The organism is Lentzea flaviverrucosa, assembly GCF_003350445.1.
GTDB classification, from domain to species: Bacteria; Actinomycetota; Actinomycetes; order Mycobacteriales; family Pseudonocardiaceae; genus Lentzea; species Lentzea californiensis.
In genome coordinates, this window is record NZ_QQAU01000004.1 from 139,549 (window position 1) to 158,517 (window position 18,969).

21 protein-coding genes are annotated in these 18,969 nt (G+C 68.8%); 10 read left to right on the top strand and 11 right to left on the bottom strand.

The window, feature by feature from the left end:
- Positions 1–43 precede the first annotated feature (43 nt).
- Positions 44–1,240 carry an acyl-CoA dehydrogenase family protein gene (locus DFR72_RS14285; protein WP_090065674.1) on the bottom strand — a complete coding sequence of 399 codons (1,197 nt, stop codon included), beginning with the start codon at positions 1,238–1,240 and terminating at the stop codon, positions 44–46.
- A 203-nt stretch (positions 1,241–1,443) separates the two neighbouring features.
- On the opposite strand from DFR72_RS14285, the gene DFR72_RS14290 reads away from it, so the two are divergent.
- On the top strand, positions 1,444–1,812 hold the full coding sequence (locus tag DFR72_RS14290; protein ID WP_090065673.1) for a DUF4190 domain-containing protein: 369 nt from the start codon (positions 1,444–1,446) through the stop codon (positions 1,810–1,812).
- A gap of 11 nt (positions 1,813–1,823) precedes the next feature.
- On the opposite strand, the gene DFR72_RS45515 is transcribed toward DFR72_RS14290, so the two are convergent.
- Positions 1,824–2,000, bottom strand: coding sequence for a hypothetical protein (locus tag DFR72_RS45515; RefSeq protein ID WP_157529767.1), 177 nt, complete (start codon positions 1,998–2,000; stop codon positions 1,824–1,826).
- 146 nt (positions 2,001–2,146) lie between these two features.
- Positions 2,147–3,106 (bottom strand): HpcH/HpaI aldolase/citrate lyase family protein, encoded by a 960-nt coding sequence (locus DFR72_RS14295; RefSeq protein WP_090065672.1) that lies wholly within the window; start codon positions 3,104–3,106, stop codon positions 2,147–2,149.
- A 240-nt stretch (positions 3,107–3,346) separates the two neighbouring features.
- Between DFR72_RS14295 and DFR72_RS14300 the strand changes: the two genes are divergently transcribed.
- From DFR72_RS14300 to DFR72_RS14320, 5 genes are read left to right on the top strand one after another with little or no spacing between them, the layout of a single operon-like run.
- A complete protein-coding gene (locus DFR72_RS14300; RefSeq protein ID WP_245982929.1) occupies positions 3,347–3,685 on the top strand; it encodes a hypothetical protein in 339 nt (112 codons plus the stop codon).
- Complete coding sequence (locus DFR72_RS14305) at positions 3,682–4,515, top strand: aminoglycoside phosphotransferase family protein (protein WP_090065671.1); 834 nt, start codon at positions 3,682–3,684, stop codon at positions 4,513–4,515. The genes DFR72_RS14300 and DFR72_RS14305 overlap by 4 nt, the downstream gene beginning before the upstream one ends.
- Positions 4,516–4,529: 14 nt before the next feature.
- A complete protein-coding gene (locus DFR72_RS14310; RefSeq protein WP_090065670.1) occupies positions 4,530–5,783 on the top strand; it encodes a magnesium transporter MgtE N-terminal domain-containing protein in 1,254 nt (417 codons plus the stop codon).
- Positions 5,776–6,261, top strand: a complete 486-nt coding sequence (locus DFR72_RS14315) for a DUF1003 domain-containing protein (protein ID WP_090065669.1) — start codon at positions 5,776–5,778, stop codon at positions 6,259–6,261. The genes DFR72_RS14310 and DFR72_RS14315 overlap by 8 nt, the downstream gene beginning before the upstream one ends.
- Positions 6,258–6,713: a hypothetical protein gene (locus DFR72_RS14320; protein ID WP_090065668.1), complete on the top strand. Its 456-nt coding sequence runs from the start codon at positions 6,258–6,260 to the stop codon at positions 6,711–6,713. The genes DFR72_RS14315 and DFR72_RS14320 overlap by 4 nt, the downstream gene beginning before the upstream one ends.
- Here the strand turns inward: DFR72_RS14320 and DFR72_RS14325 are convergent.
- Both DFR72_RS14325 and DFR72_RS14330 read right to left on the bottom strand, forming a co-directional pair.
- Positions 6,703–7,101: an NUDIX hydrolase gene (locus DFR72_RS14325; protein WP_090065667.1), complete on the bottom strand. Its 399-nt coding sequence runs from the start codon at positions 7,099–7,101 to the stop codon at positions 6,703–6,705. The two genes, DFR72_RS14320 and DFR72_RS14325, sit on opposite strands and share 11 nt — an antisense overlap.
- A 4-nt stretch (positions 7,102–7,105) precedes the next feature.
- Positions 7,106–7,573 (bottom strand): MarR family winged helix-turn-helix transcriptional regulator, encoded by a 468-nt coding sequence (locus DFR72_RS14330; protein ID WP_035913526.1) that lies wholly within the window; start codon positions 7,571–7,573, stop codon positions 7,106–7,108.
- 103 nt (positions 7,574–7,676) lie between these two features.
- Here DFR72_RS14330 and DFR72_RS14335 point away from each other — a divergent pair, with 103 nt between their 5' ends.
- A complete protein-coding gene (locus DFR72_RS14335; protein WP_090065666.1) occupies positions 7,677–8,822 on the top strand; it encodes an Mrp/NBP35 family ATP-binding protein in 1,146 nt (381 codons plus the stop codon).
- 535 nt (positions 8,823–9,357) lie between these two features.
- Here DFR72_RS14335 and tatB read toward each other — a convergent pair.
- The 4 genes from tatB to sigE all read right to left on the bottom strand — a co-directional run bounded on the left by tatB (position 9,358) and on the right by sigE (position 12,450).
- On the bottom strand, positions 9,358–9,735 hold the full coding sequence (gene tatB / locus DFR72_RS14340; RefSeq protein WP_090065665.1) for a Sec-independent protein translocase protein TatB: 378 nt from the start codon (positions 9,733–9,735) through the stop codon (positions 9,358–9,360).
- Positions 9,736–9,752: 17 nt separating this feature from the next.
- Complete coding sequence (locus DFR72_RS14345) at positions 9,753–11,273, bottom strand: trypsin-like peptidase domain-containing protein (RefSeq protein ID WP_090065664.1); 1,521 nt, start codon at positions 11,271–11,273, stop codon at positions 9,753–9,755.
- 65 nt (positions 11,274–11,338) lie between these two features.
- Positions 11,339–11,872 (bottom strand): zf-HC2 domain-containing protein, encoded by a 534-nt coding sequence (locus tag DFR72_RS14350; protein ID WP_245982931.1) that lies wholly within the window; start codon positions 11,870–11,872, stop codon positions 11,339–11,341.
- Complete coding sequence (sigE, locus tag DFR72_RS14355; RefSeq protein ID WP_082374044.1) at positions 11,869–12,450, bottom strand: RNA polymerase sigma factor SigE; 582 nt, start codon at positions 12,448–12,450, stop codon at positions 11,869–11,871. Before sigE ends, DFR72_RS14350 begins: the two co-directional genes overlap by 4 nt.
- A 219-nt stretch (positions 12,451–12,669) precedes the next feature.
- On the opposite strand from sigE, the gene DFR72_RS14360 reads away from it, so the two are divergent.
- Positions 12,670–13,302, top strand: a complete 633-nt coding sequence (locus tag DFR72_RS14360) for an O-methyltransferase (RefSeq protein WP_090065663.1) — start codon at positions 12,670–12,672, stop codon at positions 13,300–13,302.
- A gap of 423 nt (positions 13,303–13,725) precedes the next feature.
- Here the strand turns inward: DFR72_RS14360 and glgC are convergent, their stop codons facing one another.
- Positions 13,726–14,940, bottom strand: a complete 1,215-nt coding sequence (gene glgC, locus DFR72_RS14365; RefSeq protein ID WP_090065662.1) for a glucose-1-phosphate adenylyltransferase — start codon at positions 14,938–14,940, stop codon at positions 13,726–13,728.
- Positions 14,941–15,028: 88 nt separating this feature from the next.
- Here glgC and glgA point away from each other — a divergent pair, with 88 nt between their 5' ends.
- Positions 15,029–16,180 (top strand): glycogen synthase, encoded by a 1,152-nt coding sequence (gene glgA, locus DFR72_RS14370; protein ID WP_090065845.1) that lies wholly within the window; start codon positions 15,029–15,031, stop codon positions 16,178–16,180.
- Between the two features lie 130 nt (positions 16,181–16,310).
- Positions 16,311–17,672 carry a hypothetical protein gene (locus DFR72_RS14375; protein WP_143086708.1) on the top strand — a complete coding sequence of 454 codons (1,362 nt, stop codon included), beginning with the start codon at positions 16,311–16,313 and terminating at the stop codon, positions 17,670–17,672.
- A gap of 16 nt (positions 17,673–17,688) precedes the next feature.
- Here the strand turns inward: DFR72_RS14375 and DFR72_RS14380 are convergent, their stop codons facing one another.
- Positions 17,689–18,918 carry an MFS transporter gene (locus DFR72_RS14380; protein WP_245982933.1) on the bottom strand — a complete coding sequence of 410 codons (1,230 nt, stop codon included), beginning with the start codon at positions 18,916–18,918 and terminating at the stop codon, positions 17,689–17,691.
- Between the last annotated feature and the right edge of the window lie 51 nt (positions 18,919–18,969).

An 18,969-nucleotide genomic window follows, 5' to 3' on the forward strand; every position in this document is an offset into this window, starting at 1 on the left:
CCCGTGAAAGATTGGCCCCTAACGGACGAACGCCGACTCGCGTCTAGCCGCGCGACTGGTAGTCGCGGAGCAGGCCGCGCGAGATGATCGTCTTCTGGATCTCCGACGTGCCCTCGCCGATCAGCAGGAACGGGGCCTCGCGCATCAGGCGCTCGATCTCGTACTCCTTGGAGTAGCCGTAGCCGCCGTGGATGCGGAACGACTCCTGCGTCACCTCGGCGCAGTACTCGGAGGCGATGAGCTTCGCCATGCCGGCCTCGACGTCGTTGCGCTGGCCCGAGTCCTTGAGGCGCGCGGCGTTGACCATCATCAGGTGCGCGGCCTCGACCTTGGTGGCCATCTCGGCGAGCTTGAAGGCGATGGCCTGGTGCTCGACGATGGCCTTGCCGAACGTCCTGCGCTGCTGCGAGTACTCGATGGCGAGTTCGAAGGCGCGGATCGAGATGCCGCACGCGCGGGCGGCCACGTTCACGCGGCCCACCTCGACGCCGTCCATCATGTGCCGGAAGCCCTGGCCCGTGACGCCGCCGAGCACCTGGTCCGCGGCGATCTCGAAGCCGTCGAACACCATCTCGGTGGTGTCGACGCCCTTGTAACCCATCTTGTCGATCTTGCCGGGGATCGTGAGGCCCGGCAGGACCTCGCCGTAGCCCTCGGGCTTCTCGACCAGGAACGTCGTGAGGTTCTGGTGCGGCTTCTCGGCGCCCTCGTCGGTCTTCACCAGCACGGCGGTGAGGTTCGACGTGCCGCCGTTCGTCAGCCACATCTTCTGGCCGTTGATGGTGTAGCCGTTCGAGCCCTTGACGGCCTTGGTGCGGATCGCCGCCACGTCGGAGCCGAGTTCGGGCTCGGACATGGAGAACGACCCGCGCACCTCGCCCGCGGCCATGCGCGGCAGGTACTTCTGCTTCTGCTCGGGCGTCCCGTGCTGCTTGAGCATGTGCGCCACGATGAAGTGGGTGTTGATGACACCGGAGACGCTCATCCAGCCGCGCGCGATCTGCTCGACCACCAGCGCGTAGGTCAGCAGGGACTCGCCCAGGCCGCCGTACTCCTCGGGGATCGTCAGGCCGAAGAGGCCCATCTCCTTCATGCCCTCGACGATGTCGGCGGGGTACGTGTCGCCGTGCTCCAGCGTCTGGGCGTGGGGGATGATTTCCTTGTCCACGAACGTGCGAACGGTCGCGAGGATTTCTTCCTGGATGTCCGTGAGACCCGCGGTCTGGGCGAGGCGCGCCATCGCACTTCCCTTCCAAGGCTTTGGTTACCGGCGAGTATGGACCGGTTAACGCCCGTTTGCGACCGGGGTGTGCTCTCCGCAACAACCTGAGCGCCCGCTGTACCGAAACAGCACCGCTGACAGGTGTATTCACGCACCCGCACGCGACGAACCACGCCGGCGGACCTTAAGATTCCCGCTCAAACATCTAGGGGGAATTCGCGATGACCTACGACCCGTACAACCCGAAGCAGCCAGGCGATCCGTACGGCCAGCAGCCGCCCTACGGCCAGCCCGGTCAGTACGGCCAGCAGCCCATGTACGGCTACCCGCCCCCGCCCAAGTCGCAGACGAACGCGATCCTGGCCCTGGTGCTGTCGCTCGTGGGGTTCGCGACCTGTGGCGTGACGTCGATCGTCGGCGTCATCTTCGGGCACATCGCGATGGGGAAGATCAAGCGCGGCGAGGAGGAAGGCCACGGGATGGCGCTCGCCGGCATCATCGTCGGCTACGTCGTCATCGTCGGCTACCTGCTGTTCATCGCGTTCTACGTCTTCGCGATCTTCGCGGCGGTCAACGGGGGCTATCGCTGAACGGGGAGGTCTCAGCCCGCGAGGGCGATCTCCAGGGTGCCGCCGCAGTGGCGGCAGACGTCGGCGAACACGTGGACGTCGGCATCGCATCCCGGGCAGCTGCGGAAGCTGCGCTCGAGCAGGTCGTCCTCGCGGCGTTTGAAGAGCCGCAACCGTCTGCTCGTCTTGCCGTTACTCGAACGTGACATGCCCCAGAGCATGCCCCCACCCAGGGGCGAGATCGCAAACTCCGGTAACGGATTGTGCGCCACTTCACCCGTTTCGAATGCAACCCGTGACGGTCGAACACGTCCAGTGACATTCAGGGTGAAGTAGCGCACAATCCGTAACGGAATCAGGCCTCCGGCGGCGTCCACACGTTCGCGCGGGACATGCCCGCGGCACGGCCCTTGCCGGAGATCACCAACGCCATCTTGCGCGACGCCTCGTCGATCATCTCGTCGCCGAGCATCACCGCGCCGCGCCTGCCGCCCGCCTCGGACGTGTAGAACTCGTACGCGTCGAGGATGTTCTCGGCGTGGTCGTAGTCGTCCTGCTTCGGGCTGAAGACCTCGTTGGCCGCGTCGATCTGGCCGGGGTGCAGCACCCACTTGCCGTCGAAGCCCAGCGCCGCGGAACGACCGGCGACGCGCTTGTAGCCGTCGACGTCGCGGATCTGCAGGTAGGGGCCGTCGATGGCCTGCTTGTCGTGGGCCCGCGCGGCCATCAGGATCCGCATCAGGATGTAGTGGTAGGCGTCGCCGACGTCGTAGCCGGGCGGCTGCTCGCCGACGACCAGCGACTTCATGTTGATCGACGCCATGAAGTCCGCCGGGCCGAAGATGATCGTCTCGACGCGCGGGGACGCGGTGGCGATCGCGTTGACGTTGTTCAGGCCCAGGGCGTTCTCGATCTGCGCCTCGATGCCGATCTTGCCGACCTCGTAGCCCATCGTCTTCTCGATCTGCGTGAGCAGGAAGTCGAGCGCGACGACCTGTTCGGGCGTCTGCACCTTCGGCAGCATGATGCAGTCGAGGTTCGCGCCGGCGCCCTCGACGACCTCGGTGACGTCGCGGTAGGTCCACTCCGTCGTCCAGTCGTTGACGCGCACGACACGGGCCTTGTCGCCCCAGCCGCCCTCGTTGAGCGACGCGACGATGGTCTTGCGGGCGTCGGGCTTGGCCAGCGGCGCGCAGGCGTCCTCCAGGTCCAGGAACACCTGGTCCGCCGGCAGCGTGCGCGCCTTGTCGATCATCTTCTGGCTCGAGCCGGGGACCGCCAGACACGAGCGACGGGGACGCTGCTGGTCGACCACTGGAGTACCTCCTTGTACCGGCCGGTAACTATGAGCGCCACAGTGGCACGCATCATCTCCGGGCGCATATTCGCTGAGTCCCGTTTCACACACGAGTTCGCGTCGGTCGTCCGGTCTCCTCTTCGGGTCAACCGCCGCAGGCGATTCGGGCCGAAGCGGAGACCGGACGACCGACTTCCCGGCGAACTCGTCGCCGTCTGCGGAGCAGCGGCATCAAACACAGCCTGGCAGGCTGAACCGGTGGAGATCACTCGAGTACTCGACGCCGCGCTGCGCAAGGCGGCCGCCGTCTGGATCACCTCGCACGGTCACGAACCGCGCCTCGTGCACGCGCACTGGCGTGCCGACTCCCTGTGGGTCATCTCCGGCGGTACCGAACCGACGGTGCCGGGACTGGCCGACGGAGCGCAGGTCACGGTCACCGTCCGCTCCCCCAGCACGCACTCGCACCTCATCGACGCCCAGGCCGTCGCGCACCTGACCGAGCCCGACGACGAGACCGCGCAGGCGTTGAAGACGGCCCGGCTCAACACCAAGCCGTCGTGGGACGCCGTGTACCGGCTGGAGTTCGGCGCATGATCACCGTTCCGGACGGCTTCGGCGAGGGTCTCGGCGACGGCGCTCCGGCATGGGTCGCGAAGCTGCCGACGCTCGCCACCAAGGCGTGCGCGCGCTGGCGCCTCACCCCGGACGGCGCGCTGATGCACGGCTTCTGCGCGGTCGTGCTCCCGGTGCGCCAGGCCGACGGGCACCCCGCGGTGCTGAAACTGAGCTGGACGGACGACGAGACCCAGCACGAACCGCTGGCGCTGCGGCTCTACGACGGCAACGGGGCGGTGCGGCTGCTCGACCACGACGCCGAGCTCGGCGCGTTGCTGCTGGAACGCCTCGACCAGCACTCGCTCGACGACGAACCGGTCGACCTGGCCATCGGCGTGATCGGCGGCCTGCTGCGCCGCCACCGCGGAATCCAGGCGCCGGAAGAGTTCCGGCGGGTCTCCGGTGCGGTGAGAGATCATCCGGCGATCCCTCGCGACCTGCTCGGCGCGGCCCGTGAGGCCGGCACCAGGCCGATGGGCACGATGCTCGTCAACGAGGACCTGCACTACCAGAACGTGCTGCGCGGCGACCGCGAACCGTGGCTGGTGATCGACCCGAAGCCGTTGTCGGGCGATCCCGAGTACTGCGTGATCCCGTTGCTGTGGAACAGGTTCGACGAGCTCGACGGCTCCAGGGGCCTCACCGACCGGTTCCTGGCGGTGTGCGACGCGGGTGAGCTGGACGTGGCGAAGGCACGCGACTGGACGCTGCACCGGGCCGTCGCCAACTGGATCTGGTGCCTCGAGGAGGACATGGCGGACATGGCGGTGATCTGCGCCGACATTGCGCGGTGGGCGGCCCGGACCTGATCTAGCCTGGTGTTGTGGTGGCCGTGAACAGGATCTACATCGCTCAGCTGGCCGGACTTCCCGTGTTCGGCCCCGACGGCGAACCCATCGGCAAGGCCCGTGACGTCGTGATCAGCCTCCGCATCGACCGGCAACCGCCGCGCGTGCTCGGCATGGTCGTCGAGCTGGTGACGCGCCGGCGGATCTTCGTGCCGATGCTGCGGCTCACCTCGATCGAGCCGAACGCCGTGACGCTCGCGACCGGGTCGGTGAACCTGCGGCCGTTCCACCAGCGCGTCAACGAGGTGCTGGTGATCGGCGAGCTGCTCGACGCCAGGATCACGGTCGACGACGGCGCCACGGCGGTGGTCGTGGACGCCGCGATGGAGCTGACCCGCACCCGCGACTGGCGCATGGTCCGCGTCGCCGGCCGGGAACGCACGGGCCGGTTCAGCCTCAAGGGTCCCGTGCAGGTGTGGCAGTGGGAGGACGTCACCGGCCTGAGCGTGAACGAGATCGCGGGCCAGCCGCAGGGCGCACAGCAACTCGTCGCGGTCTTCGAGGGCATGCGCGCGGCGGACGTGGCCCATTCACTGCACGAACTGCCGCCGAAGCGCCGCCACGAGGTCGCGGACGCGCTCGACGACGAACGGCTCGCGGACGTCATCGAGGAACTGTCCGAAGAGGACCAGAAGGACATCCTGTCGCACCTGGACGAGGAACGCGCCGCGGACATCCTCGAGGCGATGAACCCGGACGACGCGGCGGACCTGCTCAGCGAGCTGTCCGAGGGCACCAAGGACCGCCTGCTGGAACTGATGGAACCCGAGGAGTCCGAACCGGTCCGGCGGCTGCTGGAGTACTCGTTCGACACGGCCGGTGGCCTGATGACACCGGAGCCGATCATCCTCACGCCGGACGCGACGATCGCGGAAGCGTTGGCACGAGTGCGAAATCCCGACCTCACGCCCGCGTTGGCGTCGATGGTCTTCGTCTGCCGTGCCCCCTCCGCGACACCGACCGGCCGCTACCTGGGTTGCGTGCACATCCAGCGGCTGCTGCGCGAACCACCGTTCGACCTCGTCGCCGGCGTGCTCGACACGGACCTGACCTACCTGTCGCCGAACGCCTCGCTGAGCGACGTGACGCGGTACTTCGCGACCTACAACCTGGTGTGCGCCCCGGTGCTGGACGAGGCCGAGCACCTGCTCGGCGCCGTCACCGTGGACGACGTGCTGGACCACCTGCTGCCGGACAACTGGCGCGAGACGGGACTGAGCCATGCCTGACCTGCCACCTCGGCGCAGACTCGACCAGCCGCGCGGACCGCGCGGCTTCCGGTTCTCGATCGACCCGGACACCTTCGGCCAGCTCTCCGAACGGCTCGCGCGCTTCCTCGGCACCGGCAAGTTCCTGTTCTGGCAGACGCTCCTGGTGATCGCGTGGATCACGCTCAACCTCGTCGCCGTGTCCCTGCGGTGGGACCCGTACCCGTTCATCCTGCTGAACCTGGCGTTCTCGACGCAGGCCGCCTACGCCGCGCCGCTGATCCTGCTCGCGCAGAACCGGCAGGACGACCGGGACCGGGTGTCGCTGGAGGAGGACCGGAAGAGGGCCGCGCAGACGAAGGCGGACACCGAGTACCTGGCGCGTGAGCTGGCAGCGGTGCGGCTGGCCCTCGGCGAGGTGGCGACGCGCGACTTCATCCGGGGTGAGCTGGAGAAGCTGGTGAAGGAGCAGAACAACCTGAAGAAGGTCCGGCCGTGACGGTCGAGGAGTTCCGCGACGTCGTGGCGCTGTGGCACGTGAACGAGGCCAGGGACACCGAGGTCGTGCTCGCGGCCTGTGAGCTGGTTGTCGCCGGCGTCGACGGCCCGGCGGTCAGCATGCTGGCGGGTGCCTCCTTGAAGCACGCCGGGGAGGAGGTGCCGCCGCTGCTCGGGGACGCGATGCGGGAGCTCGGACTCCAGCACCACGAACACCGCACCGACGGCGGCAAGGAACAAGGTCTGCGGCTGATGGCCCGGCGGACTGTCGCCGGCGAGATGTCACCGCGCGACCTGGCCGGGTGGGTGCACGGCGAGTTCGGGCACTACCTGTCCGAGGCGGAAGAGCTGGCCCGGCTGGACGACGTCTACGACATCCTCGAGTACGAAGACCTCACCGCGGCCGACGTGGATCAGCAGGTGCTGGCGGAAGCGCGCCGGCTCACGGCCTGACGCGGCTGCTCGCGACCAGGTCGTCCAGGACCTCGTGGATCGCGGGAGCGGTCTCGGCGTGCGCCCGGTACTCGTCACGGGTCACGTACGTCAGTTCGGCGATCTCGCCGGCCGGGCGCGGTGTGCCTTTCAGCTGCGCCGTGAAGCAGGTCATGTCGACCATCGCGCCTTCACCCTCGCCGTAGGCCGGGGCGACGTAGCGCTTGAGGACCTCGGGACGTGCGGCGTCGACGCCGAGCTCCTCGGAGACCTCTCGGAGCAGGGCCTCTTCGAGGGACTCGCCGGGCTCGATCTTGCCGCCGGGGAGGTAGAAGGCCTTCTTGTTGCGTGAGCGCACAACGAGGAGGCGGCCAGCCTCGACGTGCACGAGTCCCACCACCGTGATCATGCGGTCACGGGAACACGTCGTCCGCGGCGAGGCGGTCGCACGTGCGGCCGAACGCCTCGAGCTCACCGGGGCCGAAGCTCTCCCCGAAGTGCTCGGCGACGCCGGCGAGGTGGGTGGTGGAGGCACTGCGGAGGCGTTCGGCACCCAGCGGTGTGAGCACGGCCACGATGCCGCGTCCGTCACCGTCGGCGCGTTCCCGCCCGACGAGCCCAGCACGTTCCAAACGGTCCACCAGGCGGGTCACGCCAGACCGGGACAGCAGAACGGCATCGGCCAGTTCAGTCATGCGCATGCGCATGGAAGGCGTCTCGGCCAGTTGAACCAGCACGTCGTACGCCGCGAGCGATAGGCGCTGCTCAGCAATCAGTTCGGCCTCGAGGACCCTCGTGATCCGTGCATGCGCGCGGAGGAACGATCGCCACACCCCGAGCTCGACACGGGTGGGCAACCGGGAACTACCCGATTCCGGCACGGGCGTCGATGTTACGGACAGCGCCCTCTCCACTACGACCTGGCCCTGTACTGGAAAGTGACCGGCCGGTAGGACCGGCACGAACCGGACGTAGCATGGATCGGTGACCACCACACAGCCCCTCCCCACCACCGAGGACGTCCGCAAGGCGCTCGCCGGTGTGCAGGACCCCGAGATCCGCCGCCCGATCACCGAGATCGGCATGGTCAAGGACGTCGAGGTCGGCGCGGACGGCGTCGTCGTGGTCGGCATCTTCCTGACGGTCGCGGGCTGCCCGATGCGCGACAAGATCACCAAGGACGTCACCGCGGCCGTCACGGCACTGGACGGTGTCTCGTCCGTGCGCGTCGACCTGGACGTCATGAGCGACGCCCAGCGCACCGAGCTCCGCAAGACGCTGCGCGGCGGCGCTGAGGAGCCGGTCATCCCGTTCGCCCAGCCGGGCTCGCTGACGCGCGTGTACTGCGTCGCGTCCGGCAAGGGCGGCGTCGGCAAGTCGTCCGTGACCGTGAACCTCGCCGTCTCGATGGCCGCCAGGGGCCTGTCGGTCGGCATCGTCGACGCGGACATCTACGGCCACTCGATCCCGCGCATGCTCGGCGCCGACGGCCGCCCCACCCAGGTCGAGAAGATGATCATGCCGCCGCAGTCGCACGGCGTGAAGGTCATCTCGATCGGCATGTTCACGCCGGGCAACACCCCGGTCGTGTGGCGCGGCCCGATGCTGCACCGCGCGTTGCAGCAGTTCCTCGCCGACGTGTTCTGGGGCGACCTGGACGTGCTGCTGATCGACCTGCCGCCCGGCACCGGCGACATCGCGATCTCCGTCGCCCAGCTAGTGCCGAACGCCGAGATCCTCGTCGTCACCACCCCGCAGCAGGCCGCCGCCGAGGTGGCCGAGCGCGCCGGCTCGATCGCGTTGCAGACCCGCCAGCGGGTGGCCGGTGTCATCGAGAACATGTCGTGGCTCGAGATGCCCGACGGTTCGCGCATGGAGATCTTCGGAACCGGTGGCGGCGCGGCCGTCGCCGAGTCGCTGACCAAGGCCATCGGCTCCGACGTGCCGCTGCTCGGCCAGGTGCCGCTCGACCCGCGGCTGCGGGAGAACGGCGACTCCGGGACGCCGATCGTGCAGGCGGTGCCGGACTCGGCCGCCGCTCAGGTGCTGACCGGGATCGCCACGAAGCTTTCGGTGCGGTCGCGTGGGCTGGCTGGGCGGTTGTTGAACGTTTCGCCTGCTGGTCGCTGACGGCTGGCGCTTTACGGCTGACGGCGCGCGTCGGCTTGCGTTGGCCGGCGCCGGTTCCAGCGGGGTGGTCGCCTGCCGTGCGAGCGGGTCAGCGCGCGAGAGCGGGCCGGTGGGCTGCGCGCGGGTCGACTTGCGTTGGCCGGCGCCGGTTCCAGCGGGGTGGTCGCCCGCCGTGCGAGCGGATCAGCGCGCGGGTCGGCTTGCGTTGGCCCGTTCCTGTTCCTGTTCCAGCGGGGCGGTCACCGATGCGCTCAGGTCGCCTTGCGAGGGTGGTTGCTCAGGCAGTACCGGGCCCGTGCCGGTCATCGCCGCTGCGCGACGATAGCGATTGGCGGCACGGCGGCTCGGCTTCGCCGTCGCCCTGTTTGTGCGGAGGAACGCCTCGGCTCCGCCCTTGCGTTAGGCGGCAAAGGGGTGGACTGGCTTGGCCTCCGCCCCCGTTCGCCCTCACCCTCTGCGCGGCTTCACCCTCTGCGCGGCTTCACCGTCGCTCTTCGCCGGGTCGGCAGCGGGAGGTTGCCGGGTGTCGCTCGGCTCAGGTCGCGTCCGGGTCGTACGGCGGGCGCTCGCCCGGTGCGAGTGGGCGCTGTTCGGCTGCCGGCGGGGTCGGCGGGGTCGGGTAGCCGTTGGACTTCGTCGTGGGCTCGGAGTCGTCGAAGAAGTGCTTCGTGACCGCGCGCTTCGGGTCGAAGTTGCGCAGTTCGCGCAGGTCTTCGAGGGGCTTGCGGAGTGACTCGAACTCCGGGCCCATCTCCTGCTTCAGCTGTTCTCGTGCGCCGGTCGCGTACTCACGGACCTGCCTCACCGTCTTGCCCAGCCAGGCCGCGGCCGAGGGCAGGCGTTCGGGGCCCAGGATGAAGAGACCCGCGATGACGATGATGAGGATCTCTACCCATCCGATGCTGTCGAACACGGGTCCCAGCCTACTTGTCAGTCGCTCTTCAGTGTCACGTCTAGTTTGAGCTCACGGCCCTGGCGTGCCAGCACTACCTGCACGGTTTCGCCGATTGCGTGCTCGCGGACCGCTACGACCAGTTCGGCGGCGTTGCGGACCATGCGGTTGCCGACCTTGGTGATGACGTCGCCCTCCTGGATGCCGGCGGCTGCCGCGGCGCCTCCCGCGGGGACGTTCTGCACCTGGGCGCCTTCGGAGGTCTCGGCGGACACGGACTTCACGTTGATGTTCATGTCCGCGTGCTTGACCTGGCCGCTGCGGATCAGGTCCTGGCTGATCTTGCGGGCCTGGTTGCCGGAGATCGCGAAGCCGAGGCCCACGGAGCCGCCGGTCTCGGTGCGGATCGACGAGTTGATGCCGATCAGGGCGCCGCGGGAGTCGACCAGCGCGCCGCCCGAGTTGCCCGGGTTGATGGCCGCGTCGGTCTGGATCGCGTCGTAGGTGACCTGGGGGCCGCCGTTCTCGCCCGCCGCCGTGACCGGGCGGTGCAGCGCGGAGACGATGCCCTCGGTGACGGTGTTGGACAGCTGCAGCGGCGAGCCGATCGCGATGACGCTGTCGCCCACCTGCAGTTCGTCGGAGTTGCCGAACTGCAGGACGGTGGGGTTGGTGACCTCGACCTTGATGACGGCGAGGTCGGTCTTCGGGTCGCGGCCGACGACGCGGGCCTGGGCGCGGGTGCCGTCGGTGAAGACGGCGCTGAGCTTGGCCGAGGAGTCCTGGGCGGCCGGGGCGACGACGTGGTCGTTGGTCAGGATGTAGCCGCCGGCGTCGATGACGACGCCGGAGCCGACGCCCGCGACGTTCGCGCCCTTGAACTCGATCGAGACGACGCTGGGCGTCACGCGCTTGGCGATGTCCGAGATCGAGCCGGCCGGGCGTTCCTTGCCCTCCGAGATCTCGGCCAGGGTGACCGTCGAGTCGGTCAGGGGGTTGCCCGCCCGGCCGATCAGCCAGCCGACGAGGCCACCGACGGCACCGAGGACGAGCGCGACCGTCAACAGCAGCGCCAGGGCCGCCGGCTTCACGCGACGGCCGAAGAGGAGTTCGGGAACGCTCAGCTGGGGACCGGGCCCCGGCTTGCGCTCGGGTTCGCCCGGCGGGTCCTCACCGACGGCGGGCGGGCCGATCACGGCACCGGAGGCGGGGTCGCGCCACGGGTCACCGGCGGGCTTGTCGCCCCAGAACACCGGGTCGATGTCCGGATCCGGGTCGGACGTGGGCTGCGGCGGCCGCTGCAACAGCTCCTGCGAGCCCTGGCGGCCGAACGCGGTCACGAGGGACTCGGGAGGCGGTGGTGCGGACTGGAGCTGGGACACGGGCACGTCGCGCGAGGCGAACGCCCCGGGAACACCGTCCGGGCGGCCGAAGGCGGTGGCGTACGCGGGGTCGACCGGCGGCTGCACCAGGGGGCGTGGCCGGAGCCTGCGATGCGCTCCGTCGTCCACTCCGGAAACGGGTGTGGACGTCTGGCCGTTGGGCGACTGCTGGCTCATCTCTCCCCGAATTTTCCGCTAGGAGTGCTGAACCACAGCCTGCCCCACGAACAGTGAAATGACTGTCAGGGGGTGGTCGCGAAGACCGCACCGGCGTTCTGAGGAACTGGAACCGCGGGAGCGGGCGTGTCGCTCTCCGGCGTGGTGAACGCGAGCGCGCTCAGCAACATGCCGCTGACGACGACTCCGGCACCCTGGCGGGCACGACGGCCGCTGAACCAGCCGTTGCTGCCCAGCGGTCTGGACGAACCCAGCACGGGCCCGGCACCGAACGCGGGCTTGTCCGTGCGCTGCACAGCGACGAACTGACCGTCCTCGGTGATGGCGAGCCCGTCCGGAGCGGACGGCAGTTCGACCTCCTGAGGGATCGCACCGAGCCTGTCCAGCAGCGACGCCGACGCCGTGGGCGCCGAAGCGGTGCGCACGGCGGAGCGCGCCTGCTGCTGGGTGAAGGTCTCGAATGCGCAGAAGCCACAGCGCTGAACATGCGCGGACGCGCGTTCGTGCGCGGTCGAGGACAGTTCCCCGTCCACGAACGCGACCACGGCATCCGGCAAGAGATGCTGCTCAGGCAGGCCCCAACCTCGGAGGTCGGTCATGCAGAGTCCTCCAGCAACGATTCTTGACGACGGCGTTCGAGCGCGACCTTCAGAGCCTGGCGGCCCCGATGGATCCTGCTCCTCACCGTACCCATCTTCACCCCGAGAGTGGCGCCGATCTCCTCGTAGGAAAGGCCTTCCACGTCACAGAGCACGACCGCGGCACGGAACTCCGGCGGGAGCTCGTCCAGCGCGGCCTGCAGGTCGGGGTCGAGGTGGTTCTCGTCGTAGATTTCCTCAGGGGACAGGTCGTCACCCTCGAGGCGGTCGTTGTCCTCGGGCAGCGCCTCCATGCGCACGCGGCTACGCCGGCGTGCCATGTCCAGGAAGAGGTTGGTGGTGATGCGGTGCAGCCACCCCTCGAAGGTGCCCGGCTTGTACGACGCGAGCGAGCGGAAGACGCGGATGAACGTCTCCTGCGTCAGGTCCTCGGCGTCGTGCTGGTTGCCGGTCAGGCGGTACGCGAGCCGGTAGACCCTGTCCGCGTGCTCACGGACGATCGCGTCCCACGAGGGCGGCGTCCAGTCGGCCGTCTCGATGGGCGCGACGGCCTCCGGAGAACTCGACTGCGTGCGCATCAGGTGTTTCGGCACCTCCATGTGGGCCGCCCGGCGACCCTTATGCGGCTCAACGGGCGACGGGTCCGGCTTGTTCCCGACTAGAGCCTGGCTTCTTGCCTCTGTACCTTCTCCTGCTCCCTTTAAACGATCGTGAGAGTGGGCTGAGAGCACCCTGAGAATTTCGGTTCGGGCCACGTTCACCCGTTTTGGGCACTCGAAGCACTAACCTGCTACCCCGTGACCCCGGAATCGGCCCTGCGGGAGTACGTCGAGCAGTACCTCCCCGAGGACGACGTGCACCTGGCAGCACGAGCACGCGGCCAGGAACTGGGCTGCGTGCCCATCGGCGCGGGCGGAGGCGCCGCCCTGCGGTTCCTCGCAACCGCACTCCAGGCCCGCGCGGTGGTGGAAATCGGCACCGGAGCGGGCACCAGCGGCCTCTACCTCCTGGCGGGCATGCCACAGTCAGGCATCCTGACCTCGATAGACGTGGCCTCGGACCACCAACGGGCAGCCCGCGAGGCCTACGCGGCAGCAGGCATCTCCCCGTCCAGAACCCGCCTGATCATGGGCAAGGCCCTGGACGTACTCCCCCGCCTGACCGACGCGGCGTACGACCTCGTCTTCGTGGACGCCTACAAACCGGAGTACCCGCAGTACCTGCAACACGGCGTGCGCATGCTGCGCCCAGGCGGCGTGATCGCGTTCGACAACGTCCTCTGGCACGGCGCGGTCGTGGACCACACGAAACAGGACGAATCCACCCAGGCAATGCGAGACATCGCACGCCTGGTGAAGGAGGACGACCGCCTGGTACCGGTGATCCTCCCGCTGGGCGACGGATTGCTGGTGGCAGCCCGCAGGCCTTGACAGCCCATCGCAAGCGAAGCCGAAGGCGAGCCACCACCCGCACGCGAAGCCGAAGGCGAGCCGTCCCTCGCATGCGAAGCCGCAGGCGAGCCGTCCTTACCAAGCGGGCCTGGCGGTGGGGTCCCGTCACGAGTCGCGCCACAGCTCTTGCTGCATGCAGGTAGGGGTGTCAAGCGGACACGCTTTTCGTCCGCTTGACACCCCTACCTGCATGTGGCCCGCTCTTGGCGTGGCTCGTGACGGGACCCCACCGCCACAACGCACTCTCCACGCAACCGGCGGCCGCCCAACGCAACAGGCGTGCCATCAACCCACAGGCGGCGCCACCCCCCGATCAGATTGCCGGGGTCTGGGGCAGAGCCCCAGGAAATGCACGCAACGCAACCAGGCCGCCCGCAAGGCGACCACCCACAAAGGCGCGGCTCAGTAAGCCCGAACACCCTTCCCAAGCACGGTGATCCCAGAGGCGGACACGGTGTACCGCTCCCGATCCATAGGAGCATCCACCCCGATCAAAGCCCCGTCAGGCACAACAACGTTCTTGTCCAAAATAGCCCGCCGAACCACAGCACCCTTACCGATCCGAACCCCGGGCAACAACACAGACCCCTGCACAACCGACCCGACCTCAACAGTCACGTCGGACGAGATCACAGACCCGTGGATCTTCCCGGAGATGATCGCCCCAGGCCCCACCATCGAGTCCTCAGCGGACCCGCCCGCGATGAACTTCGCCGGAGGCATCGGCGGCGTGGCCGTCCGAATAGGCCAGAGCTCGTTGTACAGGTTGAAGATCGGGTGGACCGAAACCAGGTCCATGTGCGCGTCGTAGTAGGCGTCGATCGTTCCGACGTCACGCCAGTACCCGCGGTCCCGGTCGGTGGCGCCGGGAACCTGGTTGTCCTGGAAGTCGTAGACGTGCGCCTTACCCCGGTCCACCAGCATGGGGATGATGTCGCCACCCATGTCGTGATCCGAGTCCGGGTTCAACGCGTCCCCGCGCAGCGCGTCCAGCAGCGCCTCGGTGGTGAAGATGTAGTTGCCCATGGACGCGAAGGTCACTTCGGGATCGTCCGGCACGTGCGGCGGCTCGGACGGCTTCTCCAGGAAGCGCGTGATCTTGCCGGACGCGTCCGAGTCGATGCACCCGAACGCCTTGGCCTCGTTCCGCGGCACGCGGATGCCGGCGACGGTCACGGCCGCGCCCGACTCGACGTGCTGCGAGATCATCTGGCCGGGGTCCATCCGGTACACGTGGTCGGCTCCGAAGATGACCACGTGGTCGGGCTTCTCGTCGTGGACGAGGTTCAGCGACTGGAAGATCGCGTCGGCCGAGCCCGTGTACCAGCGGGGGCCCAGGCGTTGCTGGGCCGGGACCGGCGTCACGTACTGACCGAGCACATTGGACAGGCGCCACGTGGTCGAGATGTGGCGGTCCAGCGAGTGCGACTTGTACTGCGTCAGCACGCAGAGCTTCGCGAGCCCGGCGTTGACCAGGTTCGACAGCACGAAGTCGACCAGCCGGTAGTTGCCCCCGAAGGGCACAGCCGGTTTCGCGCGGTCCGCCGTCAGTGGCCACAGGCGCTTGCCTTCACCACCGGCAAGCACAATTCCGAGAACGTGCGGCTGCCCCTTCACGGTATGTGACCCTATCCGTGCGATCGTTCTCGAACCAGACGCAAAGCGGTTTGTCCCAACAAGTACCGCCGTGATCTACGGTGGGTGCGTGCGAGTAGCGCTCTTGACCCGGGAGTATCCGCCAGAGGTGTACGGCGGGGCTGGCGTGCACGTGGGATTCCTCGTGCCCCATCTCCGCGAACTCGTGGAGGTCGACGTGCACTGCTTCGGTGCACCGAGATCGGACGCCACGGCCCACAACCCACCGCACAGCCTGGAGCAGGCGAACGCGGCTCTCACGACCCTCGCGGTCGACCTGGAGATGGCCTCGGCGATCTCCACGGCCACGCTGGTCCACTCGCACACCTGGTACGCCAACATGGGCGGTCACCTGGGCAAACTCCTGCACGGCATCCCGCACGTGGTGACGGCGCACTCGCTGGAACCGCGCCGGCCGTGGAAGGCAGAGCAGCTCGGCGGCGGGTACCGGATCTCCTCGTGGGCGGAGCGGACGGCGTACGAGCACGCCGACGCGGTCATCGCCGTGAGCGAGGGCATGAGGGCCGACGTGCTCGACGCCTACCCCGCTCTCGACCCGGCGAGGGTGCACGTCGTGCGCAACGGGATCGACAGCAACGCGTACCACCCGGTCACCGAATCGGACGCGCTCACGTCCCGTGGAATCGATCCCACGAAGCCGATCGTGGCCTTCGTGGGAAGGATCACGAGGCAAAAAGGTTTGAGCCACCTCGTGGCCGCCGCGCACCAGATCGACCCGGACGCGCAGATCGTGCTGTGCGCGGGTGCACCGGACACTCCGGAGATCGCCGAGGAGATCCGGCAGGCGGTCAGCGAGCTCTCGCAGTCGCGGCCGGGCGTGTTCTGGATCCAGAAGATGCTGCAGCCGGCCGAGGTGCGGCAGATCCTGAGCCACGCGGCGGTGTTCGTGTGCCCGTCGGTCTACGAACCGCTGGGCATCGTGAACCTGGAGGCGATGGCGTGCGGCACCGCGGTCGTGGCGAGCGACGTGGGCGGCATCCCCGAGGTCGTCGTGCACGGCGAGACGGGCCTCCTCGTCCACTACGACGAGCATGATTTGTCGACATATCGACTCCAGCTCGCGGAATCGATCAACGAACTGATCACAGACCCCGAGCGCGCCAAGCGCTTCGGAGCCGCCGGGCGCACCCGCGCTGAGCTGGAGTTCTCGTGGTCCGCGATGGCGGAGCAAACCGTCGAGGTCTACCGCAGTGTGATTTGAGCCACACTCGACCGGGGCAACCCTGAAGAGTGAGCGCCGCCTTTAACCAGTAGTGACGTTTCGGTTTCAACTGGTGAGGGGCGCGAGGACTGTGCGTTGTGCGGTGCTGGGTCTGACGGTCCTCCTCGCAGTGACTGGATGTGCCACAGCCCCCGCCGCGCAACCGGCGGCGGTCCAGCTCACGATGGACGGCAAGAAGCTCGCCGATGCCTCTGAGCTGCAGGCGACCGCCGAGGCGCAGCTCGCCTACACGCTGGACTACGGCTACGTGGCACGAGCCGGTGCCGCCGCGGTCAGCTGCTGGTTCGCGAAGACGGGCCTCGAGTCCGAGGTCGACAAGCGGCTGTGGTGCGGACCGGTCCAGGTCCCCGGCACCGGCGCCAGCACCGACTGGGTGCCCGTGCCGCTCAAGGAAGTCACCAAGACGGATGACGAGGTCCGTTACGAAGTGCAGTCGCCGCAGGTGCCCGAGAAGGGCAACCGCAGCACGCCGAGCGGGACGCTCGTGCGCACCGACGGCAAGCAGTTCGACCCGTCGAAGCAGCAGGACCTGACGGCCGGACGCGACTTCCTGGCCGTGCTGCCCGACGACGGCAAGCGCTCGAACCACGAACTCGGGCTGGGCGACGCCGACATCAAGCTGCGCGACGACCTGCTCGGCACCGCCGTGACCGGCTGGGCGAACCCGGACATCTGGTTCACCTCGGAGGGCACGCTGCGCGCCGAGACCGGGTCACGGCTGCGCGTGGTGCGGATGAAGGTCGAGAAGCTCAACGAGACGGACAGCGGTTTCCACCGCACCAACTGGCAGGGGTTCGCCCCGCAGCCGTCCGAGCTCGCGCTGGAGGTCCCCGGCAAGCGCCAGGTCCTCCCGGCCGACCGGCTGCCGGCCTCCGGCTCGGTCTTCGTCGTCTACACCGTGCCGGACCCGCAGGAGGGCGCCGAGCACATCACGCTCGGCACGCTCGGCGCCAAGTCGCTGGAGCAGCGCGCCGAGGTCCCGTCCGGCAAGCGTGCCGACACCCCGCCGCAGGTGCTGACGCGCGCCTCCGCCCCCGCCCAGTTCACGGAGCAGACGCAGAAGATCCGGTTCAACGACCGGGAGCTCGGCCTGAAGATCACCGGCGTGCGGCTCGGCCGCCAGCGCCCGGTCAAGCTCGGCGAGAGCCAGTACGACGTGGCCACGATCTCCGCGCCGGACAAGGCGTTGCTGGAGGTGCGGATCGAGGCGACCGGCGACCTGCCCGACACCGCGGGCGGCCTGTGGACCAAGGACCTGATCACCGTGACGCTGCCCGACGGCTCGGCCGCCCGGCAGGTCGGCGCGCGCTACGACGGCGGACCGCTGCCGTTCGCGATCGTCGTCGAGGTCCCTGCGGACACCCGCTCGGTCTCGGTCGGCATGGTCGACGGGCTGCTGGACCTGCCGCGCCTCGGCAAGACGACCATCGCGCCGGTCGACTCGCGCGCCACCCTCGCCCTGGAGTTCTGAGCTGGTGGTGTGTTCGCTAACCCTCGCCGGCCCATTTCGTGTCCAGGCGGGTAGCTCGCGGTGCCGCCCCCACGCCCTCATATCGGGCATATGGGGGCGTGGGGGCGGTGCCGCGAGATGCCCCACTGGGCGCGGAATTGACCGGCGAGGATTGCGAACACACCACCAGCATCGCGGCGAGAGCCAGCCAGCCCAGCAGCACCAGGACGAGTCCGCCCCAACCCCACTCCTCGTAGGCGGTGGCGCCGGACGTCCCGCCGATGCTGCTGCCCACGTAGAACCCGGCGAGGTAGAGCCCCGAGGCCTGACCGCGGGCGTGCGAGGGAGCGCGTGCGGCGACCCAGCCGCTCGCCGTCGTGTGCGAGGCGAAGAACCCGGCCGTGACGATCGCCAGGCCGAGCGGCACCCACACCAGGCTCGCCAGGGCGCCGGCCGCGAGCACCGCGATGCACAGCAGCAGCACGCGACCGCGGCCGAACCGGTCGGCCAGCCTGCCCGCGAACGCCGCCGCGGTGCTGCCGAAGCCGTAGAAGAGGAAGACCAGCGTCTCCAGCCACGCCGGACCGGAGAGCTGGAAGCCCGCGACGTTGTAGAACGAGATGAACGTCCCCACGAGCAGCACGGCGACCGCGTACATCGACAGCAGCACCGGGTCCTTCAACGCCGCCTTCATGCCGCTGGGCGCGCGCTTCGGCATCGCCTGGGCCTTCGGCAGGAAGAACACCACGATCAGGGCCGCGACCAGCCCGAACACGCCGGCGAGCAGCACCGAGCCGCGCCACCCCAGCCAGTCGACGGTCATACCGGTGACGAGCCGCCCCGACATGCCGCCCAGGCTGTTCCCGGCGATCATCGCGCCCATCGCGGCGCCGAGCTTCTTCTTGTCCAGTGCGTCCGCGAGGTAGGCCATGGACGCCGCGGGCACCCCGGCCGCCGCGATGCCCTGCAACACCCGCAGGCCCAGGAACAACTCGTAGTTCGGCGCGAACGGCAGCACGAGCCCGAGCAACGCCGCCACCAGCACGCTGACCACGATCACCGGGCGACGCCCGACCCGTTCGGAGAGCATCGCGATCGGCACGACCACCACGGCCAGCGCGAGCGTCGCCGCGGACAGGGCGAGCGACGCGCTGCCCGGCCCCAGCCCGTACTCGGCGGCGATCTGCGGCATGACCGGCTGCGGGGTGTACAGCAGCGCGAAGCACGCGAACCCCGAAGCGGCGATGGCCGCGGTCAACCTGTTCACACGATTGACGCTAAGCCATACGTCCAATACGGAAATACGGCAAAATCGATC

Coding starts and splice junctions, on each gene's coding strand:
- DFR72_RS14315 (WP_090065669.1), top strand. CDS start 5,776: ATGCCTGACCTGCCACCTCGGCGCAGACTCGACCAGCCGCGCGGACCG.
- DFR72_RS14290 (WP_090065673.1), top strand. CDS start 1,444: ATGACCTACGACCCGTACAACCCGAAGCAGCCAGGCGATCCGTACGGC.
- DFR72_RS45515 (WP_157529767.1), bottom strand. CDS start 2,000: ATGTCACGTTCGAGTAACGGCAAGACGAGCAGACGGTTGCGGCTCTTC.
- DFR72_RS14345 (WP_090065664.1), bottom strand. CDS start 11,273: ATGAGCCAGCAGTCGCCCAACGGCCAGACGTCCACACCCGTTTCCGGA.
- DFR72_RS14285 (WP_090065674.1), bottom strand. CDS start 1,240: ATGGCGCGCCTCGCCCAGACCGCGGGTCTCACGGACATCCAGGAAGAA.
- DFR72_RS14325 (WP_090065667.1), bottom strand. CDS start 7,101: ATGATCACGGTGGTGGGACTCGTGCACGTCGAGGCTGGCCGCCTCCTC.
- DFR72_RS14350 (WP_245982931.1), bottom strand. CDS start 11,872: ATGACCGACCTCCGAGGTTGGGGCCTGCCTGAGCAGCATCTCTTGCCG.
- sigE (WP_082374044.1), bottom strand. CDS start 12,450: ATGCGCACGCAGTCGAGTTCTCCGGAGGCCGTCGCGCCCATCGAGACG.
- DFR72_RS14305 (WP_090065671.1), top strand. CDS start 3,682: ATGATCACCGTTCCGGACGGCTTCGGCGAGGGTCTCGGCGACGGCGCT.